This is a genomic window from Streptomyces swartbergensis (assembly GCF_002148965.1).
GTDB lineage: Bacteria > Actinomycetota > Actinomycetes > Streptomycetales > Streptomycetaceae > Streptomyces > Streptomyces swartbergensis.
Window position 1 is genome coordinate 1 of the sequence record NZ_NGFN01000172.1, and the last position, 17,744, is coordinate 17,744.

The window sequence follows — 17,744 nt, forward strand, 5'->3', positions numbered from 1 at the left end:
GGGCGGCGGCGGTGCCGACCGCCACAGCGGAACGGGGCAGCAGCGCCGCGTCGCCCAGCGCCTCCCGGGCCCGTGCGTGGGAGTCCGGGTCGGTGATGATCACGCCGTCGACCAGTTCCGGGCGGGCGGCCAGCACGCGCGCGTGGTCGGCCGGGTCGACGGCCTGGGCGAGGTAGCGCCAGCCGGGCAGCGCGGGGATGCCGTGCTCGCCGAGGAACTCGACCGTCGCCAACACGTCCGGGCCGGGCGGCAGCAGCCCGCCGTCACCGAGCGCGCCGAGGATCCGGGAGTCGTCGGCTGCGGCCGTACGCAGGTCGAACAGCTGCCGTTCGGCGGAGGAGACGGCGTCGTCGAGTAGTTCACGCAGGTCGTCGGCGAAGCGGTCGAGTTCCTCGGGGCTGAGTCCCTGCTCGTCCGGGACGGGCCGGGTGGCCGGTTCGCTGTCCGTGCCGTGGCGGGGCTGCGGGATACCGGGGCGGGTCTCGGAGGTCAGGCTGAGCAGTTCCGCGAGCCGCTCCTCCCCCGCCAGCGCCTCGGCGGTGCGGCGCTCGGCCTCGTACGACCGCTCGGCCGCCGTCGCCGCGTCCGCCGCGCGGGCCGCGGTCAGTTCCGCGCGGTTCTCGGCGGCGGCGGCCTCGCGCGCGTGCTCGGTGGCCCGGCGGGATGCCTCGCGGGCCGAGTCCCAGGCGGCGACGGCGGTCTTCTCGGCGTCGCTGGCGGCGAGGGCCGCGCGGGCCGGGTCGGCGTCGGGCGCGCTGTCGTCGAGCCAGCCGGCCCGGACCGCCTCGGCGGTCTCCTGCTCGACCTCGGCGAGGCGCTGCTTGAGGTGCCCGATCTCGCTGCGGGCGCGCTGCGCCTGTGTGGCGGCGGCGGTGGAGTCCCGGTAGGCCGCGTCGCTGACCTCTTGGAGGGCGGCGGAGCGCTCCTCCTCCTCGTTGGCGTGGTTCTCCGCCTTCTCCGCGGCCGCGTGCAGGGCCCGTACGAGGTCCACGGCGGCCTTGGAGCGGGCGGCCAGCGCCGGGGCGGCGTCGCGCTCCGCCTCCTGGATCGCGGCGGACACGCGGGCGACGCGGTCGGCGGCTGCGCGGTGGCGCAGTACGGCCTCGGCGGCCTGCCACGCGGAGTACAGCGTCCGGGCGTCGGCGAGTTCGCGTTTCTGCGCGGCGGCGGACTTCTCGGCCGCGGCGAGCGCCAGCGAGGCGTGCCGGTAGGCGAGTTCGGCGGAGATCAGCGCGCTGCGCTCGCGGGCCGCCTCGGCGTGTGTGACGGCGTACGCGGCGGCGGTGACCCGCTGGGCCAGGTCGGCGGCCCGGACCCGCTCCTGCACGCCGCGCGCGGACAGCCTGCGCGCCAGGGTCCGCGTCCGGCGCTCGGCTGCGGCGTGGATGTCACGCGCGCGGGAGCGGGCCTCGGCGGCCTCGACGATCCGCCCGAGCAGGTCGACGGATCCGGCGGTGAAGTCGCGTTCGGCGATCAGCTCGGCGCGCCGGCCCAGCTTGTTGCCGAAGCCGCTGACCAGGTCGGCGAGCCCGTCGGTGTCACGGGTGTCGGTGACGGCGCGCAGCAGCAGGTCGGTGAAGTCGGAGTCCTTCTTGACCGCGAAGAGACCGGCGGCCTCGCCCTCGTCGGCGTTCATCTCCCGCTGGTAGCGGAAGAGTTCGGGGTCGAGTCCCAGGTCGCCGAGGTGCTCGATCCAGCGGTCGTGGATCTCCTCCCAGTGCACCTCCAGGTGCGGGTACGTCTTGCCCGCCTCCATGAGGGCGTCGCGGAAACCCTTCATCGTGCGGCGCCGGCCACGCGCGCCCGACTGGCCCTCGACCGGGGCCCGTACGGCGGTGGACTCGGCCACGGGGAGGTTGTCGAGGCTCAGTCCGGGCCCGGGGCGGAAGGAGTACCAGGCTTCGGCGAACTTCCGCGGGTCGTTGGAGACCTGCCGCCCGCGCCACTCGCTGACCTTGCCCACGACGACGCACTCGCCGGTCAGCACGTGCTGCCACTCCAGCGCGACATGGCCGCAGTCGTCGGCGAGCAGGAACTTGCGCAGCACACCGGAGCTGGCGCCGCCGAGCGTGTTCCGGTGGCCCGGCAGCATCACCGAGAAGATCAGCTTGAGCAGCACCGACTTGCCGCCGCCGTTCTCCAGGAAGAGCACGCCCGCGGGCGCGGGCCGGCGCGGCGGGCCGACGGGCTCCTCCTCGAAGAACTCCGCCTGTGTGGGCGCGGGGTCGGGCACGATCTCGCCCACACCCCGCAGGTCGAGCACGGTGTCGGCGTAGCGCGCACCGGCCGGCCCGATGGAGTAGAGGCGGACCCGGGACAGCTCGTACATGGCGGACTCTCGTAAGGCTTCGTGTGGTGGGGAGTTCAGGAGGAGTGGAACGGCAGCCCGGCGTCGGCGACCAGCTCCAGGTCGTCGCTCTCCTCGGGGGGCAGCAGCGTCGGCGTGCCGTCGGTGACCGGGACGACGCCCAGCTCCAGCAGCTCGGCCATGGCGGCGCTGCCGGCCATGTCGCGGACCTGGAGCTGGTAGCGGGCGGTCGTGCGGTACGTGCCGCCGTTGTCGTCACCGGTGCGCTGGAGGAATCCGGAGTCGGTGAGGAACGCGACGGCCTTGGCGACGATGCCGGTGGTCGAACCGGCGAGCCGGCGCGCGTCCTTGGTGGCGCCGGTCGCGCTGCGCCGGACCCAGATCCGCCAGGCGGCCTCCAGACCGGGCGCGTCGGTCGCCGGGTCGGTGTTCTCGCCCTGTTCGGCGGCGCGCTCCTCCAGCCGGCGGCAGGCCTGGCGTACGAAGGCGTCGACGCCGTTGACCGTGACGCGGCCGATGTAGCCGTCGTCGGCGAGGTCCTCGGGGCGCGGGAACGCCATGGCGGCGACGGCGAGGTGGGCCAGCCCGTGCAGGAACCGGTCACCGCCGTCGGCGGACGTACGACGCGCGTAGTCGCCCATGCGGACGGCGAACACCGAGTCCTCGGCAGCGGTCACGGCCATGCCCGCGCGCGGGGACACCTCCAGCACGATCAGTCCCAGTCCGGTCGCCACCGCGTCGGCGAGCCGCGCGAACGGCGGGTCCTCGCGGTAGCGCCGCAGCAGGTCCGCGTACTCCTGGTCGCGCGCGGGCTGAAGCTTGGGCTGCAACCCGAAGGAAACGAGCCGCGCCGCGTCGGCGGCGTCGGCGGGGGTGACGGCGGCGGTGGCCGCGGGGGCCGTCCCCTCCGGCTCACTCCACTCGACGTGCTCGCTCACGGCTTGAACTCCTCGGTCTCGAAAACAGGGTGAAGGCCGTCCCCCTCAGGGGCGCGGGGCTGTGACATGTGCGGCTCCGCCGCGCGGTCGCGACCGGCCACAACGGAGCCGCACCCGCCCACCGGCGAACACATCACGCGGCCTCCGTCCGATCCGCCGCCATCCCCGCCGCGTCCAGCAGCGCCGTGCCGACGATCAGATCCGCCCCGCCGAACTCCGGATCATCGAGCTCGGTCCCGTCGTCCACGGCGAACAGCAACTTCTGCTCGCCCTGGCGGTAGGCCGTACCGACCGGAGGGCTCGCGGCATGCACCGCCAGCAGGGCCACCAGATACGGCAGCTCGGGATCCTGCCGCCGGGCCTCGGCCAGCAACCCGGACAACCGGCGCGGCGCGTCCGCCGGCAGGTCGAGCAGCTCCTGCGCGGCCGCCATCTGCTCCTCGCTGAACCGGCTGTCGTCGGGCGTGGCGATGAGGTCCGGCTCGGGCATCTCCGCGCCCAGATGCTCCCGCTCCACCGGCGGCGTCAGCAGTATGTCGACGAGGTCCCCGACCCGGACGGACACCGGCGTACGCAACCCGGTGCCGCGCCCGAAGAAGGCGTCCGTGACCCGTACGGCCTGCTCCAGCGGCAGCGGCAGGACGGGCGAGACGAGATGTCCGTACAGGTCGATCCCCGACGTCGTCATCGGCGTGGCGAAGGCCTGCCGGTCCTGCTCGGCGCGGAACAGCGGCCCGGCCTCCAGCAGCCGGGACTGCAACTGCGTGTGCCGCCGGATGCAGTCCTTGACGATGTCGACGAGCTCGGCGGCGCGGCGCTTGTGCTCGGGGTCCTCGGACTCGTCGCGGGCCTTGCGGATGTTGGTGAGGATCGCGTTCTCGTGGCGGTAGCGGTCGGCCACGTGCTCCAGGGCTTCGGCGATCATGTCGGGCACGGTGGTGAGCCAGTCCACCGCGCGGACGTTGCGCCGGGTCGCGTCGAGGGCGCGGCGCAGGGTCTCCGAGTACTGGACGGTGCGGTAGCGGGCCTGTTCGGCCGCGAGCTGGGCGTCGGCGAGCCGGCCGCGGCTGATCAGCACCTCAAGCTTCACCTCGGCGGCGATCTGCGCGCTGGTGACGTCCGTGTCGAGGGCGCCGACGAGGACGTTGACCGCCTCGTCCGTCGTCCGCAGGTAGACCGTGCCGCCCGGTCCCGGGACCTCCTCGATCAGCTTGAAGTCGTAGTCACGGCGCACATATGTGCCGTCCGCCCCGAACGTGCCGTACACCGCGCGGAAGCCGCGGTCGACGCTGCCGACGTTGATGAGGTTCTCCAGGACCCAGCGGGCCACCCGCTCGTGCTCGGCGGCGGGGCGCTGCGGGGCCTGGGCGGCGATGCGCGGGATGAGGCGGGCGACGATTTGGTCGTGGTCCGCGCCCGTGTCGAAGTCCATGTTCAGCGTGACGAGGTCGATGGCCGCGAGGGCGACCTCCGCCATGCCGTACACCGAGTACTCACCGGCGAGGTTGGCCTTGCGCGCGTCGAGGTCGTGCAGCGGCGCGGTGCAGGCGAGCGCGCGCAGGCGCCGCGCCAGGCCTTCGTCGGCGGCCGGCCCCAGGGCGGGGCGCGGCCCCGCGCTGAGCTGGGGCGGAACGCTGTCCGTCGATGCAGGCGAAGTCACGGTGCACAGACTAGGTCCTGGGTCTGACAACGACCCAAACGACGCGGGTACGCCCCGGCGGCAGGGGGCTTCCGACGCCGCTCGGGCCCCTCAGCCGTCCTCGCCGACCCGCCGCCGGTACACCTCGACGACCCGTTCCAGCGAGTCGTCGAGGTACCCGGCGAGCAGGTCCTCGGCCTTCCTCCGGTCCCCCGCCTCAAGAGCCTGAAGAATTGCGACATTTCGCGCGATGTATGGTTCGTGCAGCCGCTGTGGCTCGTCCACCACATGGAAGGCCAGGCGCAGTTCGGCGAAAACGCTCCGCATCAACTCCTCGGTTCGCTCGCTCGCGGCGAGAGCGACCAGTTCCCGGTGGAAGTGGATGTTGGCCGTACCCACACCCTTCCAGTCGCCCTCCCGGGCCGCCCGCCGCCCTTCCTCCACGGCACCGGCGAGCCCGTCGAGGCCGTACGGCGGCTCGCCGAGACCACGCACGACGGCGCACTCGACGAGCCGCCGGGTGCGGTAGATGTCCTCCACGTCGTCGACGGTCAGGACCCGGACGAAGACGCCCCGGTTCAGCTCGTGGACGAGCAGGCGTTCGTGCGTGAGCAGCCGGAACGCCTCGCGCAGCGTGTTGCGGGAGACGCCGAGCGCACCGCCGATGCTGTCCTCCGAGAGCCGGGTGCCGGGCGGGAAGTAGCCCTCGGCGATCCGGCTTCTGAGGATGTCCGAGACGCGTTCGGCGGTGCTGGTGCGCCCCAGGAGTGCCCGGTCGTCGGAGAGGTCCCTCAACTGCTCTGCCATGCCGGGATTCAATCGCAGATTACAAGAACGAAACAACATGGGTATTGAGGGATCGTTGAACAATCCTCTACGGTGCTACGCACGGCGTCGCTCTCTCGGCCCGGCGCCGACCGCTTCCGCACGGCACGGCTCACTCCGAAGCACCCTCCGTCCCTCCTTCTGCGAGGTGCCCATGAGCACGACCCCTCCACCGCAAGCCCTGACCGACGACACTCGCCCGGCGACCGCTGACCACACCTCGGACGACGGGGCGCTGGGCTGGCTGCGCGCCCTGGGTCCGCGCGGCCGCCGCGCGTTCGCCGGTGCCTTCGGCGGCTATGCCCTGGACTCGTACGACTACTTCACGCTGCCGCTGAGCATGGTCGCGCTGTCCGCGTACTTCGGCCTGAACAGCGGCCAGACCGGCCTCTTCACGACGGTCACCCTGGTGGTCTCCGCGGTCGGCGGCGCCCTCGCGGGCGTCCTCGCCGACCGCATCGGCCGGGTCAAGGCCCTGATGATCACGGTCATCACGTACGCGGTCTTCACCGTCGCCTGCGGCTTCGCGCCCAACTACGAGACACTGCTGGTCTTCCGCGCCCTCCAGGGCCTCGGTTTCGGCGGCGAGTGGGCGGTCGGCGCGATCCTGGTCGCCGAGTACGCGAGCGCCAAGCACCGGGGCCGCACGCTCGGCGCGATCCAGAGCTCCTGGGCTGTGGGCTGGGGCATGGCCGTGATCGCCTACACCGTCATCTTCTCGGTGGCCGGCGACGATCTGGCCTGGCGCATCATGTTCTGGACCGGGGCGCTGCCCGCGCTGCTCGTCATCTGGGTGCGGCGCAGTGTGCACGACGCGCCGGAGGCGACCGCCGCTCGTGAACAGAGCGCCGAGAAGGGTTCGTTCAAGGCGATCTTCAAGCCCGGCCTGCTGCGGACGACAGTCTTCGCGGTGCTGCTCTCGACCGGCGTCCAGGGCGGCTACTACACGCTGGCCACCTGGGTGCCGACCTACCTCAAGTCCGAGCGCGACCTGTCGGTCGTCGGCACCGGCGGCTATCTGACGTTCCTGATATCGGGCGCCTTCATCGGCTACCTGACGGGCGGTTACCTCACTGACAAGCTGGGCCGGCGGCGCAACATCTGGCTCTTCGCCCTGCTGTCGGCCATCTGCATCCTGGCGTACGCCAACATCCCGAGCGGCGCCAACACCCTGATCCTGGTGCTCGGTTTCCCGCTCGGGTTCTGCATGTCGGCGATCTTCAGCGGCTTCGGCTCGTACCTGAGCGAGCTGTACCCGACGGCGGTGCGCGGCACGGGGCAGGGCTTCACGTACAACACCGGGCGGGCGGTGGGTGCGGTCTTCCCGACGACGGTCGGTTTCCTGGCCGACAGCTGGGGCGTGGGCGGCGCGCTGGTCTTCGGGGCGATCGGCTACGGCATCGCGGCGCTGGCGCTGCTCGGGCTGCCGGAGACGCGTGGGAAGGAGCTCACATGAACCGCACGACCGAGACCGGGGACCGTCCCGTCGTCCTCCTCGACGAGCACGCGCGCGCGTGGAGCCCGGAAACGGCCCGCGCCCGCTTCCGGGAGGGTCTGACGGGCCCCACGGCCGGGGTCGCGGCGGGACACACCCAGGTCAACCTGATCTCGGTGCCCGCCGACTGGGCCTACGACATGCTGTTGTTCTGCCAGCGCAACCCCAAGCCCTGCCCGGTCCTCGACGTCACGGACGCGGGGTCCTGGACCACCGTGCTCGCCGACGGCGCGGACCTGCGCACCGACCTGCCGCGCTACCGGGTGTGGCGGGAGGGCGAGCTGGTGGACGAGCCTACGGACGTGCGGGCGTACTGGCGGGACGACCTGGTGTCGTTCCTGATCGGGTGCAGCTTCACGTTCGAGTGGGCACTGAGCGAGGCGGGCGTTCCGATCCGCCACGTCGAGCAGGGCCGCAACGTCCCGATGTACGTCACCGGCCGGCAGTGCCGTCCGGCGGGGCGGCTGCACGGGCCGCTGGTGGTGTCCATGCGGCCGGTGCCGCCGGAGCACCTGGCGGCGGCGATCCGGGAGAGCAGTCTGCTGCCGGCGGTGCACGGCAGCCCCGTGCACTGCGGCGATCCCTCGGGGCTGGGCATCGACGACCTCGGTCGCCCCGACTTCGGCGACCCGGTGGACGCCGAGCCGGACGACATCCCGGTGTTCTGGGCCTGCGGGGTGACCCCGCAGGCGGCCGTGATGGCCTCGCGCCCGCCGTTCGCCCTCACGCACGCCCCGGGGCAGATGTTCCTCACCGACGCCCGCGACGAGCAGTACCGCGTGGCCTGACAGGAGACACTGGATTCATGGCCTGCATCGATCTGAACGCCGACCTCGGCGAGGGCTTCGGCCGCTGGCGGCTCACCGACGACGAACGGCTGCTGTCGGTCGTCACCAGCGCCAACGTGGCGTGCGGCTTCCACGCCGGGGACCCGGTCACCATGCGCCGGGTGTGCGAGCTGGCGGCCGAGCGCGGCGTCCGGATCGGCGCCCAGGTGTCCTACCGGGACCTGGCCGGGTTCGGGCGGCGCGCGATGGACGTGCCGTCCGCCGAGCTGGCGGCCGAGGTGGCCTACCAGATCGGCGCCCTGGAGGTCTTCGCCCGCGCGGCGGGCGCCGGCGTGGCCTACGTGAAACCGCACGGCGCGCTCTACAACCGGGTCGTGCACGACGAGGAGCAGGCCGCCGCGGTCGTCGACGGCGTGCTCCTCGCCGACGCCACCCTGCCCGTGCTGGGCCTGCCCGGCTCGCGCCTGCTGGAGCTGGCCGGGAAGGCCGGACTGCCGGTCGTCACGGAGGCGTTCGCGGACCGGGCGTACACCGACGCGGGCACGCTCGTGCCGCGCACCCTGGAGGGCGCCGTGGTCACCGACCCCGACACCGTCGTGGAGCGGTCGCTGGGCCTGGCCCGCTCCGGCGAGGTCGTCTCCCACTCGGGGACACGGATCGAGGTACGCGCGCGTTCCCTGTGCCTGCACGGCGACACGCCCGGAGCGGTGGAGCTGGCCCGCCGCGTGCGGGAGCGGCTGGAGGCGTCGGGGGTCCGGGTGGAGGCCTTCGCATGAGGGTCCTGCCGGTGGGCGAGGACGCCCTGCTCGTCGAGGTCTCCTCGGGCGACGAGGCCCAGGCCCTGCACGCCGAGTTGCTGCGACGCCGCGCGGAGGGCTCACTGTCCGCCCGCGAGATCGTGCCCGCGGCCCGCACGGTCCTCCTCGACGGCCTCGACGCCCCCGCCCTCGTGGCCGCCGAACTGACCGCCGCCGAACTGCCGCCCGCTCCCCCACGCGCGGGTGAGGCGGTCGAGATCCCGGTGCGCTACGACGGCCCGGACTTGGCCGACGTCGCCGCACACTGGGGCGTGCCCGAGCGGGAGGTCGCCCGCATTCACGCGCAGACGGACTTCCGGGTCGCCTTCTGCGGCTTCGCCCCCGGCTTCGGCTACCTCACCGGCCTGCCGCCGCGCTACGACGTGCCGCGCCGGGCCACCCCGCGCACGGCCGTTCCGGCGGGTTCGGTGGCGCTGGCGGGTCCGTACACGGGCGTGTACCCGCGTTCGTCGCCAGGCGGCTGGCAGCTGATCGGCACGACGGACGCCGTCCTGTGGGACCACACGCGCGTGCCGGCCGCGCTGCTGTCGCCGGGCACGCGTGTGCGGTTCGTCCCCGTCGAGCCGGTGGGGCACTCGTGACCGACCGCGCGCTCGCCGTCGTCCGGGCCGGGGCCCTGACCACCGTGCAGGACCTGGGACGCCCCGGGCACGCCCACCTCGGGGTGCCCCGCTCCGGGGCGCTGGACCGGCCCGCGGCGGACCTCGTCAACCGGCTGGTCGGCAATCCGCCCGCGGCGGCCGTGCTGGAGACGACCCTCAACGGCTGTGCCGTACGCCCCCGTACGACCGTCACCGTGGCCGTGGCGGGCGCCCCCTGCCGGGTCACGGTGGACGGACGGCCCGTCGCCTGGGACGCGCCGGTGCACGTGCCCGCGGGGGCGCTGCTGGACGTCGGACCCGCCGTGTCGGGCGTACGCAGCTATGTGGGCGTCTGTGGGGGCATCACCGTCGAGCGGGTGCTCGGCAGCCGCTCGACGGACCTGCTGTCGGGGCTCGGCCCGCCCCCTCTCACGGACGGCACGGTGCTGCCCCTGGGCCGGCCGACGGGCGCGCACGCGCGCGTGGACGTCGCCCCGCAGCCCGCGCCACCGGCCGAGCTGGTCCTGCGGGTGACACTCGGCCCGCGCGACGGCTGGTTCACGCCGGAGGCCGTACGCGCTTTCGTCTCACGTCCCTACCGGGTGTCCCCCGCGAGCAACCGCATCGGGCTGCGCACGGAAGGACCCGCCCTGGAGCGGGCCCGGCCCGGGGAACTCCCCAGCGAGGGCATGGTGCTGGGCGCGGTCCAGGTCCCGCCCGACGGCCGGCCGGTGGTGTTCCTCGCCGACCACCCGACCACCGGGGGCTACCCGGTGATCGCGGTGGTCCGCGCCGCCGACCTTCCGGCAGTCGCCCAGGCGGTTCCGGGCACGCCGGTCCGCTTCGTGGCCGTACGGCGCCGCTGAACCGGCCGGACCGCGTAGGTCACTGCCGACCTGTCAGGCCGCGTCCGGCTGCTCCGCCACCGACAGGGCGGCGAGCGCGGCGGACACGGCCGCGGAGGTCCGTAGATCGAGCCGGGCGCTCGTGCCCCGGGCGCGGTGCCGGAGCTCGTCGGCGGCGAGTGTCAGGAGCTGGGGCAGCAGGTCGGTGCACCGGCGGGCCACCCAGCCGGTGCCCGCCGTGGCCAGCCACCGCAGGCTCGCCGACCTGGTCGGGCCGGGGAACTCGGGTTCGGGCGAGGGTGCGGGCCCCGTCGCGAGGCCGTGTTCCGCGAGCAGCGCGTGGAAGCGCAGGGCCAGTTGCCGGTGCCCGCGCTCTGCGGGGTGCAGCCGGTCCGCGCTCCACATGGCGCGGTCCGTGATCCAGACGCCCTCGCACGCGTGCAGATGCAGCGCTGCGTACCGGTCGGACAGGGCATGGACGACCGCGTTCACGGCCCGCTGCCGCCGCGCCAGCGGGTGGGCCAGTGCCCCCGGCAGCCCGAGCATCGTGCCCGGGTCCGGCAGGCATGCGGTGAGCAGGACCGCGCCCTGCTCGGTGAGGGCCGCGTACACCTGGTCGAGCCTGGCCGCCACGGCCTGGATGTCGAAGGTGCAGCGCAGGGTGTCGTTGACGCCGACGACGACGGACACGAGGTCGGGCCGCAGCTCCAGCGCGGCAGGCAACTGCCGCTCCAGCACGTCCCGGGTCTGCGACCCGCTCACCGCCAGGTTGGTGAACCGGTCGGCGCCCTCGCCGAGCCCGGCGGCCAGCAGCGCGGCCCAGCCGCGCCACGCCCCGTCGCCGACGGGATCACCCACCCCCTCGGTCAGCGAGTCACCGAGGGCCACGAAACGCGGGGCCTGCTCGAACCGCGGGGGCCCCTCGAACCGCGTGGACCCCCCGAACCGCACGGGTCTCATGCCACGCTCCCGGGCACGTACGGACGCACGGGGACGGCCGCGTCGTGCGCCGCGAGGAACGCGTCGACCGCCGCGTCCCAACCGAAGCACTCCGCACGCGCGCGTGCCCCCTCGCGCCGGTCCGCCTCCAGGCGTTCCAGCAGCAGGTCCACGGCGTCCGCGAAGGCCTCCCCGTGGTCCGCCGCGACGGCCCCGGCCGCGCCGATCACCTCCGGCAGCGCGGACGACGCGCTCGCCACCACGGGCGTGCCGCACGCCATGGCCTCCAGCGCGGCGAGCCCGAACGTCTCGGCGGGCCCCGGCGCCAGGGCCACGTCGGCGGACGCCTGGAGCGCGCCGAGCAGCCCGCGGTCGGAGACGTGCCCGAGGAAGGTGACCGGCAGGGCGCTCTCGCGCACCCGCTGTTCGAGCCGGGCGCGCAACGGCCCGTCCCCGGCCACCACCAGCACCGCCCGGTGTCCGCGCCGCCGCAGCGCCTCCAGGGCGTCCAGCGCCGTGCCGGGCCGCTTCTCCACGGACAGCCGCGAGCACATCACCAGCAGCGTCTCGTCCACGCGCGCGTGCCGCGCCCGCAGCTCCGGGTCGCGCAGGGCCGGGTGCCGCTGGACCAGGTCTACGCCCAGCGGGGCGCGGACGACGTTGCGTGCCCCGATCCGCACGAACTCCCGCTCGGCGAACTCGGTGGTGCACACCACACGCGCGTAGGTGTGGGCCGTACGGACGTTGAGGGCGTCGGCGGCACGCCGGGCGGCCCCCTCGGGCAGGCCCCAGGTGCGCAGCACGCCGTCGGCGGTCTCGTGGGAGACCATCACGGCCGGGACCCGGGCGCGCCGCGCCCACTTGCCGGTCCATCTGAGGGTCGTCCGGTCGGACACCTCCAGCCGGTCCGGCGCCAGCTCCTCCAGGAGCCGGGCCACCCGCCGCTTGTCGGCGAGCACGCGATAGCCGCCGGTGCCGGGCACCAGCGGCCCGGGGAAGGTGATCACCCGCCCCTGCTCGGTCTCCCGGTCGGTCATCCGCTCGCCGGGGATCACGAGGACGGGCTCGTGCCCCGCCGCCTTGAAGCCCTTGCCGAGTTCCCGCAGGGCGGTGCGCAGACCGCCGGACGCGGGCGCGACGAAGTTGGCGAGCCGCACGATCCGCAGCGACTGGCGGCTGCTGTTGCCGGGACGCGAGTCGCTCATGCCGCCACCACCGTCCTGCGCGCGGCGAGCACGTTCGCGTAGTGCCCGATCAGCTGGTCCCCGACGGCCGCCCAGGTGCGGCCCTCGACCGTGGCCCGCCCGGCGGCGCCGAAGGCGGCCCGCCGTCCGGGGTCGGCCGCCAGTGCACGCACCGCGTCCCGGACGGCGGCCGTGTCGCGCGGCGGCACCAGCAGGCCGGTGCGTCCGTGGGCGACCAGGTCCAGCGGCCCGCCCGCGGCGGGCGCCACGACGGGCAGGCCGCTGGCCATGGCCTCCTGCACCGTCTGGCAGAAAGTCTCGAAGGGGCCCGTGTGCGCGAAGACGTCGAACGAGGCGAAGACCCGGGCCAGATCGTCACCGGTACGGCGGCCGAGGAAGACCGCGCCGGGCAGCGCCTGCTCCAGGCCGGGCCGGCTCGGACCGTCGCCGACGACCACGACCCGGACGCCCTCCAGGCCGCAGGCACCGGCGAGGAGTTCGACCTGCTTCTCGGGGGCGAGCCGGCCGACGTAGCCGACGATCAGCTCACCGTTCGGGGCGAGTTCGCGACGCAGGGCCTCGTCGCGGCGGTCGGGCCGGAAACGTTCGGTGTCGACGCCGCGCGGCCACAGCTCGACCCGGGGCACACCGTGCGTCTCCAGGTCGCGCAGGGCCGCGCTGGACGGGGCGAGGGTGAGGTCGGCGGCGCCGTGCACGGAGCGGATCCGCCGCCAGGCGGCGGCCTCTCCGGCGCCCATGTAGGTACGGGCGTATCCGGCCAGGTCGGTCTGGTAGACGGCGACGGCGGGGGTGCCGAGGCGGGCGGCGGCGGCCATGCCGCGCACGCCGAGGACGAAGGGGCTGGCGAGGTGGACGACATCGGCACGGTGCTCGATGAGGGTGGCGGCCAGGCGGCGGCTGGGGAGGGCGACGCGGACCTGGGGGTAGCCGGGGAGCGGAAGGGAGGGGACGTGGACGACGGGGCACGGCGCGAGAGCGGCGTGCAGCTTGTTCCCGGGCGCGGGGGCCGGCGCGACGACGACGGGGACGTGACCGCGATCGACGAGGTGCCGGGCGGTCTGGAGCGCGCAGTGGGCCACGCCGTTCACATCGGGGGGAAAGGATTCGGTCACGATGACGACACGCATACCCGTGTTGTCGCCGTGCCGGACGTGGCCGCGTCAACGTGGATCTTTCCGGCCGAGGAACGTCCTATGAGCGTTCTGAGGCGCACCCGCCCAGGTCAGGCCGCGTCCATGCGTCCCTGACCCGCGAGTCACCCCCCGTTCACCCGGGCGGCCTGATTCCGCCCTGGCGTCCTTGCGCAAAGGGAGTCACACGCTCACACGGAGCGGGGTCACACAGCGGTCTCCTCGGGACCGATCCGGCTGCGTACGGCCGTCTGGACCTCGGCTTCCTCGGCCGGGTCGGCGGCGAGCCGGCGCAGTCGCTCGACGACACGGGTGTCTCCGGTCTCGGCGTGCCGGGCGGCGATCTCGCGGGTGGTCTCCTCGCAGTCCCACAGGCACTCGACGGCGAAGCCGGTGGCGAAGGAGGGGTCGGTGGCGGCGAGGGCACGGGCAGCCCGGCCGCGCAGATGGGAGGAGGCGGTCTCGCGGTAGATGTGGCGGAGCACGGGCGCGGCACAGGCGATGCCGAGCCGTCCGGTGCCGTCGACCAGGGTCCACAGGGTCGGTGCGTCGGGGCCCTCGCCCCGCACTGCTTCGCGTAGTGCCGCGAGGACCAGGTCGCGGTCCTGCACCCCGCCCCGGCAGGCGAGGACGCGTCCGGCGGCGGCGCCGAGCGCGTCCGGCCGCCGGGCCCAGCCGCGCGCCTGGTCCACGGCGGCGAGGGAGCGCATGCGTTCGAAGGCGGCGACGGCTGCGTCGACGACGACCGTCGAGCCGGTGGCCACGGCGCCCTCGATCAGGCCGAGGGCGTCGGGATCGTTGCCGTCGGCGAGGTAACGCAGGGCGGTGCACCGGGCTCCGTCGCTGCCGTCCTTCGCCGCCTGGATGATCTCGGCCCGGTCCTCGGGCCCCGCCACGGCGGTGAGACAGCGGGCGGCCGGGACATGGAGTGCGGCGCCTCGGTCGAGGCCTTGCTGGGCCCATTCGAAGACGGCCTGCACACTCCACCCGGGGCGGGGCCCGGTCGGCCGCATCTGTCGCTGCCAGCGGTCGAAACAGCCCGTCTCGTGGGCGGCACGCACGCGTGTGGCGATGGACTCGCGCGGATCCTCGGCCCACAGCCGCCACGGCCGGGGTTCGAAGGCGTCACGGACGGTCGCGGCCAGCTCGGCGTCACCCTCCGGATCGGCCGGGAACCGCGCGAGGACGGGTGCGGCGAGGGCGCGCAGGCCCGCGTCGTCGTCCCTGAGGGCCAGTTCGTCGAGGGCCCAGGCCCAGTTGGAGCCGTGGGCTGCGTACCTGCGCAGCAGTTCGAGCGCGTCCCGCCTGCCGTAGGAGGCGAGGTGCCCGAGGACGGCGAGGGCGAGCCCGGTGCGCGACTCGTCGGTGTCGAGGACGTCCTCGGCGTCGAAGAGGTGGGCCTCGACCGCGTCGAGCTCGCCGTTCAGGTCGAGGTAGAGGCGGGCGTAGTAGAGGGAGCGGTTCTCCACCTGCCAGTCGTGGCGGGGATCGCGCAGCACGCAGTGGTTCAACGCCGCGAGCGCCTCGGGGCGCGGGGCGGTGAGCGCGTGCAGCGTGCCGTCGCCGCGGCCCCGCTGGAGCAGGCCGAGCAGCGTACCGCTGGGCGCTATGACCGGTTCGAACATGGGAAACAGCCTCACATCAAGCGTCGACGCAACCGGGGACGTGTACTACCTGGCCGCGCGACAACACGTCGGAGTGTCCGCCGTTTCCTGCTTGCTGTAGACCATCTTCCTCTGCCTCTCGTCGGTGGCCCTTGCGGACCGCGTCACGGCCCGCGCGGTGCGGCAACACCTGCCCAGCCATCACGTCCGTGAACCACGTCGTCATGATGACCCGGCACTTCCGTCTGCCGCGACCGAAATTTCGGCGGCCCCGTCCCGCCTCCCCCGTTTTCGTTGTCGTTCCAGGTCAGACTGGTCGGCTCAGTGCTCGCCGAACAGTTCGAGCAATTCCGTCCGACCGAACATCCGGGCGGTGTCGACCGCCGAGGGTGTGCCGGCGGACGGATCGGCGCCGCCCTCAAGGAGGGCCTTGATGACGTCCGTCTCACCCTTGAAGGCCGCTCCCGCCAGCGGGGTCTGGCCCCGGTCGTTCACCCGGTCGGCCTCGGCTCCGCGGGCGAGCAGCGCGCGCACCGCCTCGGAGTGGCCGTGGTAGGCGGCGAGCATGACGAGGGAGTCACCGCGGTCGTTGGTGAGGTTGGCCGGAACGCCCGCGTCGACGTACGCCACGAGCGCCTCGGTCTGTCCCCGCCGGGCCAGATCGAAGATCTTGGTCGCCAGCTCCACGACCTCGGGGTCGGGGGCTTCGGTCATCGGCCGGACCGCCTCTCACGTCACACATCACGTCGGGTGCGTACGCCTGCGAGCGGTGCAGCCGTACGAGTGAATCGCCAGAGTACTGGCTCGCGCGGCACATGACCCGATGTGCCCGAGGTAAAGATCACCACAGACCTCGCCGCGCGCAACGGCCCAGCGCGACCGAGCCGAGGACCACTCTGCCAGCCGGGGGAAATGGTACGAATTTCACCCAGTTGCACCTTTTATCGTATGGATACATCCTGTGAGCCTGGAAGTACTCATGGTGACTGTCCCCGCGAACCAGGAGACCTCAAATGATCCTCTCCATCTCAGGCGTGGTCCTGCTCGGCATCGTCGTCTTCATCTTCTTCCGCAAGGACGGCCTGAAGGCGTCGCATGCGGTGGTCACGATGCTGTTCGGCTTCTATCTGGCGAGCACGGCCATCGCCCCGAGCATCAAGGCGGGCGGCGAGAGCCTGGCGAGCCTCCTCGGCGGAATCAAGTTCTGACGACGCCACTCCTCGTACGCATCCCGCCCGTACGCACTCCCTGGAGGCAGCAGTGGCCCGGCGCCCCCTCCCCCGCATTCTGAGCAACGGCAGCGCGCAGCTCGCCCGGAGCCGGGAGCTGGCCCGGACGGCGGCCGACAGTGCCACCGACGTCCTCCATCCGCTGATCACGATCACGCGCGGTCTGCGCCGGCTGGCAGCGGCCGGGCGGCGCAGATGGACCGAGACCCCCAAGGAGAAACGGGGGGCGCTGCTCTTCATGGTGGCCTCCGTCCTCCTGGTCGTGGCGCTGCTGCCGTACGGACCGCTGCTCGCCGCCGTCACACTGATGGCGGCTGCGGCCTGGAAGGGCCGGGACCGCGGTCCGGCGGCACCCGACGGACCGGACGAGTCACAGACCGAGCGCCTCAAGGTGCTCTACGAATCCCTCGTGCCGTACTTCTCCTCCGCCGAGGACCCCGAGCCGCTGTACGCCCACGGCGGTGCGTGGGACAAGGCCTTCCCCACCTACGCGTTCGACGGCGGCGGCCGGATCTCGCACCTGGTGATCCGCTACCCGGCGTACTTCACCGACGGCGAGGCCGAGGCCCGCGCGCGGATCGAGCACCTGCTCGCGGCCAAGTCGGGCCGCGGCCGCGAATACCACTTGACGTGGGACGAGGAGGACAACCAGTTGACGCTCAGCGTGCTCCTGCCGCTGCCCGTCGACATCGCCGCCCAGCGTTTCGTCACCACCCCCGGCGAGACGGTCCTCGGCTTCACCGACCCCACGCAGGTCCGGCGCACGCTCCCCCTCACCTACGGCGAGCAGCGGCGGGACGTGCCCCCGGTCGTCTGGCGCACGGGCCTGCGCTCGACCGAGCCCCACCTGCTCGCCCTCGGCCAGCCGGGCAGCGGCACCTCGACCCTGCTGCGCTCCATCGCCCTCCAGGCCCTCCAGCACGGCGACGTGGTGATCGTCGACGGCGGCGGCACCGGCGAGTACGCCTGCCTGACCGGCCGGGACGGCGTGCTGGCCGTCGAGTGCGGACTCACCGGAACGCTGGCCAGCCTGGAATGGGCCGCGACCGAGACGGAGCGCCGCCTCATCGCCGCCAACCGCGCCCATCAGGCGGGCCACCCGCCGCCCGACGACACCAAGCGTCCCCTGTGGATCCTCCTGGACCGCCCGACGGCGTTCACCCACCTGGCCGTCGCGGACGACCGCAAGGACCCGCAGTCCCTCCTCCAGGTCCCCCTGCGGCACGGCCGCCCGGCGAACGTGACGGTGGTGGTGGCCGACCAGCTCGACAGCGCCGGCGCCCTGACCGACGCCGTACGGCAGCACACCCGCGCGCGCGTGGTCCTCGGCCCGGCGACGGCCGAACAGGTCGAGTCCGTACTGGGCGCACCCCCGCACACCACCCCCGTCGACCAGGTCC

At 73.7% G+C, this 17,744-nt stretch carries 15 protein-coding genes and 1 pseudogene; 7 read left to right on the forward strand and 9 right to left on the reverse strand.

The features are described 5' to 3' along the window. The 4 genes and pseudogenes from CA983_RS25110 to CA983_RS25125 all read right to left on the reverse strand — a co-directional run. Positions 1-2,329 (reverse strand): annotated as a pseudogene (locus CA983_RS25110) (hypothetical protein); the annotation flags it as partial. Positions 2,330-2,364: 35 nt separating this feature from the next. Next, positions 2,365-3,246, reverse strand: a complete 882-nt coding sequence (locus tag CA983_RS25115; RefSeq protein WP_086603143.1) for a hypothetical protein — start codon at positions 3,244-3,246, stop codon at positions 2,365-2,367. 133 nt (positions 3,247-3,379) lie between these two features. Further along, positions 3,380-4,906 (reverse strand): hypothetical protein, encoded by a 1,527-nt coding sequence (locus CA983_RS25120; protein WP_086603144.1) that lies wholly within the window; start codon positions 4,904-4,906, stop codon positions 3,380-3,382. A 90-nt stretch (positions 4,907-4,996) separates the two neighbouring features. Further along, entirely contained in the window at positions 4,997-5,692 is a 696-nt protein-coding gene (locus CA983_RS25125) for a GntR family transcriptional regulator (protein WP_086603145.1), read from the reverse strand. Positions 5,693-5,864: 172 nt separating this feature from the next. Between CA983_RS25125 and CA983_RS25130 the strand changes: the two genes are divergently transcribed. Genes CA983_RS25130 through CA983_RS25150 form a run of 5 tightly spaced genes read left to right on the forward strand, consistent with a single transcriptional unit; the run spans position 5,865 to position 10,258 of the window. Beyond that, positions 5,865-7,166 carry an MFS transporter gene (locus tag CA983_RS25130; protein WP_086603146.1) on the forward strand — a complete coding sequence of 434 codons (1,302 nt, stop codon included), beginning with the start codon at positions 5,865-5,867 and terminating at the stop codon, positions 7,164-7,166. Further along, complete coding sequence (locus tag CA983_RS25135; RefSeq protein ID WP_086603147.1) at positions 7,163-7,993, forward strand: putative hydro-lyase; 831 nt, start codon at positions 7,163-7,165, stop codon at positions 7,991-7,993. The genes CA983_RS25130 and CA983_RS25135 overlap by 4 nt, the downstream gene beginning before the upstream one ends. 17 nt (positions 7,994-8,010) lie before the next feature. Then, positions 8,011-8,769: a LamB/YcsF family protein gene (locus CA983_RS25140; RefSeq protein WP_086603148.1), complete on the forward strand. Its 759-nt coding sequence runs from the start codon at positions 8,011-8,013 to the stop codon at positions 8,767-8,769. Beyond that, a complete protein-coding gene (locus CA983_RS25145) occupies positions 8,766-9,392 on the forward strand; it encodes a 5-oxoprolinase subunit B family protein (protein ID WP_086603149.1) in 627 nt (208 codons plus the stop codon). The genes CA983_RS25140 and CA983_RS25145 overlap by 4 nt, the downstream gene beginning before the upstream one ends. Continuing rightward, positions 9,389-10,258 carry a 5-oxoprolinase subunit C family protein gene (locus tag CA983_RS25150; RefSeq protein ID WP_086603150.1) on the forward strand — a complete coding sequence of 290 codons (870 nt, stop codon included), beginning with the start codon at positions 9,389-9,391 and terminating at the stop codon, positions 10,256-10,258. Before CA983_RS25145 ends, CA983_RS25150 begins: the two co-directional genes overlap by 4 nt. Before the next feature lie 33 nt (positions 10,259-10,291). On the opposite strand, the gene CA983_RS25155 is transcribed toward CA983_RS25150, so the two are convergent. The 5 genes from CA983_RS25155 to CA983_RS25180 form a co-directional block, all read right to left on the reverse strand. Continuing rightward, entirely contained in the window at positions 10,292-11,197 is a 906-nt protein-coding gene (locus CA983_RS25155; RefSeq protein ID WP_244207096.1) for an SGNH/GDSL hydrolase family protein, read from the reverse strand. Continuing rightward, positions 11,194-12,381, reverse strand: a complete 1,188-nt coding sequence (locus CA983_RS25160) for a glycosyltransferase (protein ID WP_086603151.1) — start codon at positions 12,379-12,381, stop codon at positions 11,194-11,196. The genes CA983_RS25155 and CA983_RS25160 overlap by 4 nt, the downstream gene beginning before the upstream one ends. Next, positions 12,378-13,508, reverse strand: a complete 1,131-nt coding sequence (locus CA983_RS25165; protein ID WP_086603152.1) for a glycosyltransferase family 4 protein — start codon at positions 13,506-13,508, stop codon at positions 12,378-12,380. The genes CA983_RS25160 and CA983_RS25165 overlap by 4 nt, the downstream gene beginning before the upstream one ends. A 209-nt stretch (positions 13,509-13,717) precedes the next feature. Continuing rightward, the gene (locus CA983_RS25170; RefSeq protein ID WP_086603153.1) at positions 13,718-15,136 is read right to left on the reverse strand and encodes a hypothetical protein; all 1,419 of its coding nucleotides are present in this window, start codon (positions 15,134-15,136) and stop codon (positions 13,718-13,720) included. Positions 15,137-15,436: 300 nt separating this feature from the next. Beyond that, positions 15,437-15,829 (reverse strand): ankyrin repeat domain-containing protein, encoded by a 393-nt coding sequence (locus CA983_RS25180; protein ID WP_010046318.1) that lies wholly within the window; start codon positions 15,827-15,829, stop codon positions 15,437-15,439. A gap of 299 nt (positions 15,830-16,128) precedes the next feature. Here CA983_RS25180 and CA983_RS25185 point away from each other — a divergent pair, with 299 nt between their 5' ends. After that, a complete protein-coding gene (locus CA983_RS25185) occupies positions 16,129-16,323 on the forward strand; it encodes a hypothetical protein (RefSeq protein WP_003988891.1) in 195 nt (64 codons plus the stop codon). A gap of 52 nt (positions 16,324-16,375) precedes the next feature. Beyond that, positions 16,376-17,744: P-loop NTPase family protein (locus CA983_RS25190; protein ID WP_086603154.1), on the forward strand; the 1,369-nt coding region annotated here is incomplete at its 3' end.

Excerpts from the sequence above, each read along its gene's own strand:
- CA983_RS25125 (WP_086603145.1), bottom strand. The coding sequence starts at position 5,692 with ATGGCAGAGCAGTTGAGGGACCTCTCCGACGACCGGGCACTCCTGGGG.
- CA983_RS25130 (WP_086603146.1), top strand. The coding sequence starts at position 5,865 with ATGAGCACGACCCCTCCACCGCAAGCCCTGACCGACGACACTCGCCCG.
- CA983_RS25135 (WP_086603147.1), top strand. The coding sequence starts at position 7,163 with ATGAACCGCACGACCGAGACCGGGGACCGTCCCGTCGTCCTCCTCGAC.
- CA983_RS25140 (WP_086603148.1), top strand. The coding sequence starts at position 8,011 with ATGGCCTGCATCGATCTGAACGCCGACCTCGGCGAGGGCTTCGGCCGC.
- CA983_RS25145 (WP_086603149.1), top strand. The coding sequence starts at position 8,766 with ATGAGGGTCCTGCCGGTGGGCGAGGACGCCCTGCTCGTCGAGGTCTCC.
- CA983_RS25155 (WP_244207096.1), bottom strand. The coding sequence starts at position 11,197 with ATGAGACCCGTGCGGTTCGGGGGGTCCACGCGGTTCGAGGGGCCCCCG.
- CA983_RS25160 (WP_086603151.1), bottom strand. The coding sequence starts at position 12,381 with ATGAGCGACTCGCGTCCCGGCAACAGCAGCCGCCAGTCGCTGCGGATC.
- CA983_RS25165 (WP_086603152.1), bottom strand. The coding sequence starts at position 13,508 with ATGCGTGTCGTCATCGTGACCGAATCCTTTCCCCCCGATGTGAACGGC.
- CA983_RS25170 (WP_086603153.1), bottom strand. The coding sequence starts at position 15,136 with ATGTTCGAACCGGTCATAGCGCCCAGCGGTACGCTGCTCGGCCTGCTC.
- CA983_RS25180 (WP_010046318.1), bottom strand. The coding sequence starts at position 15,829 with ATGACCGAAGCCCCCGACCCCGAGGTCGTGGAGCTGGCGACCAAGATC.
- CA983_RS25185 (WP_003988891.1), top strand. The coding sequence starts at position 16,129 with ATGATCCTCTCCATCTCAGGCGTGGTCCTGCTCGGCATCGTCGTCTTC.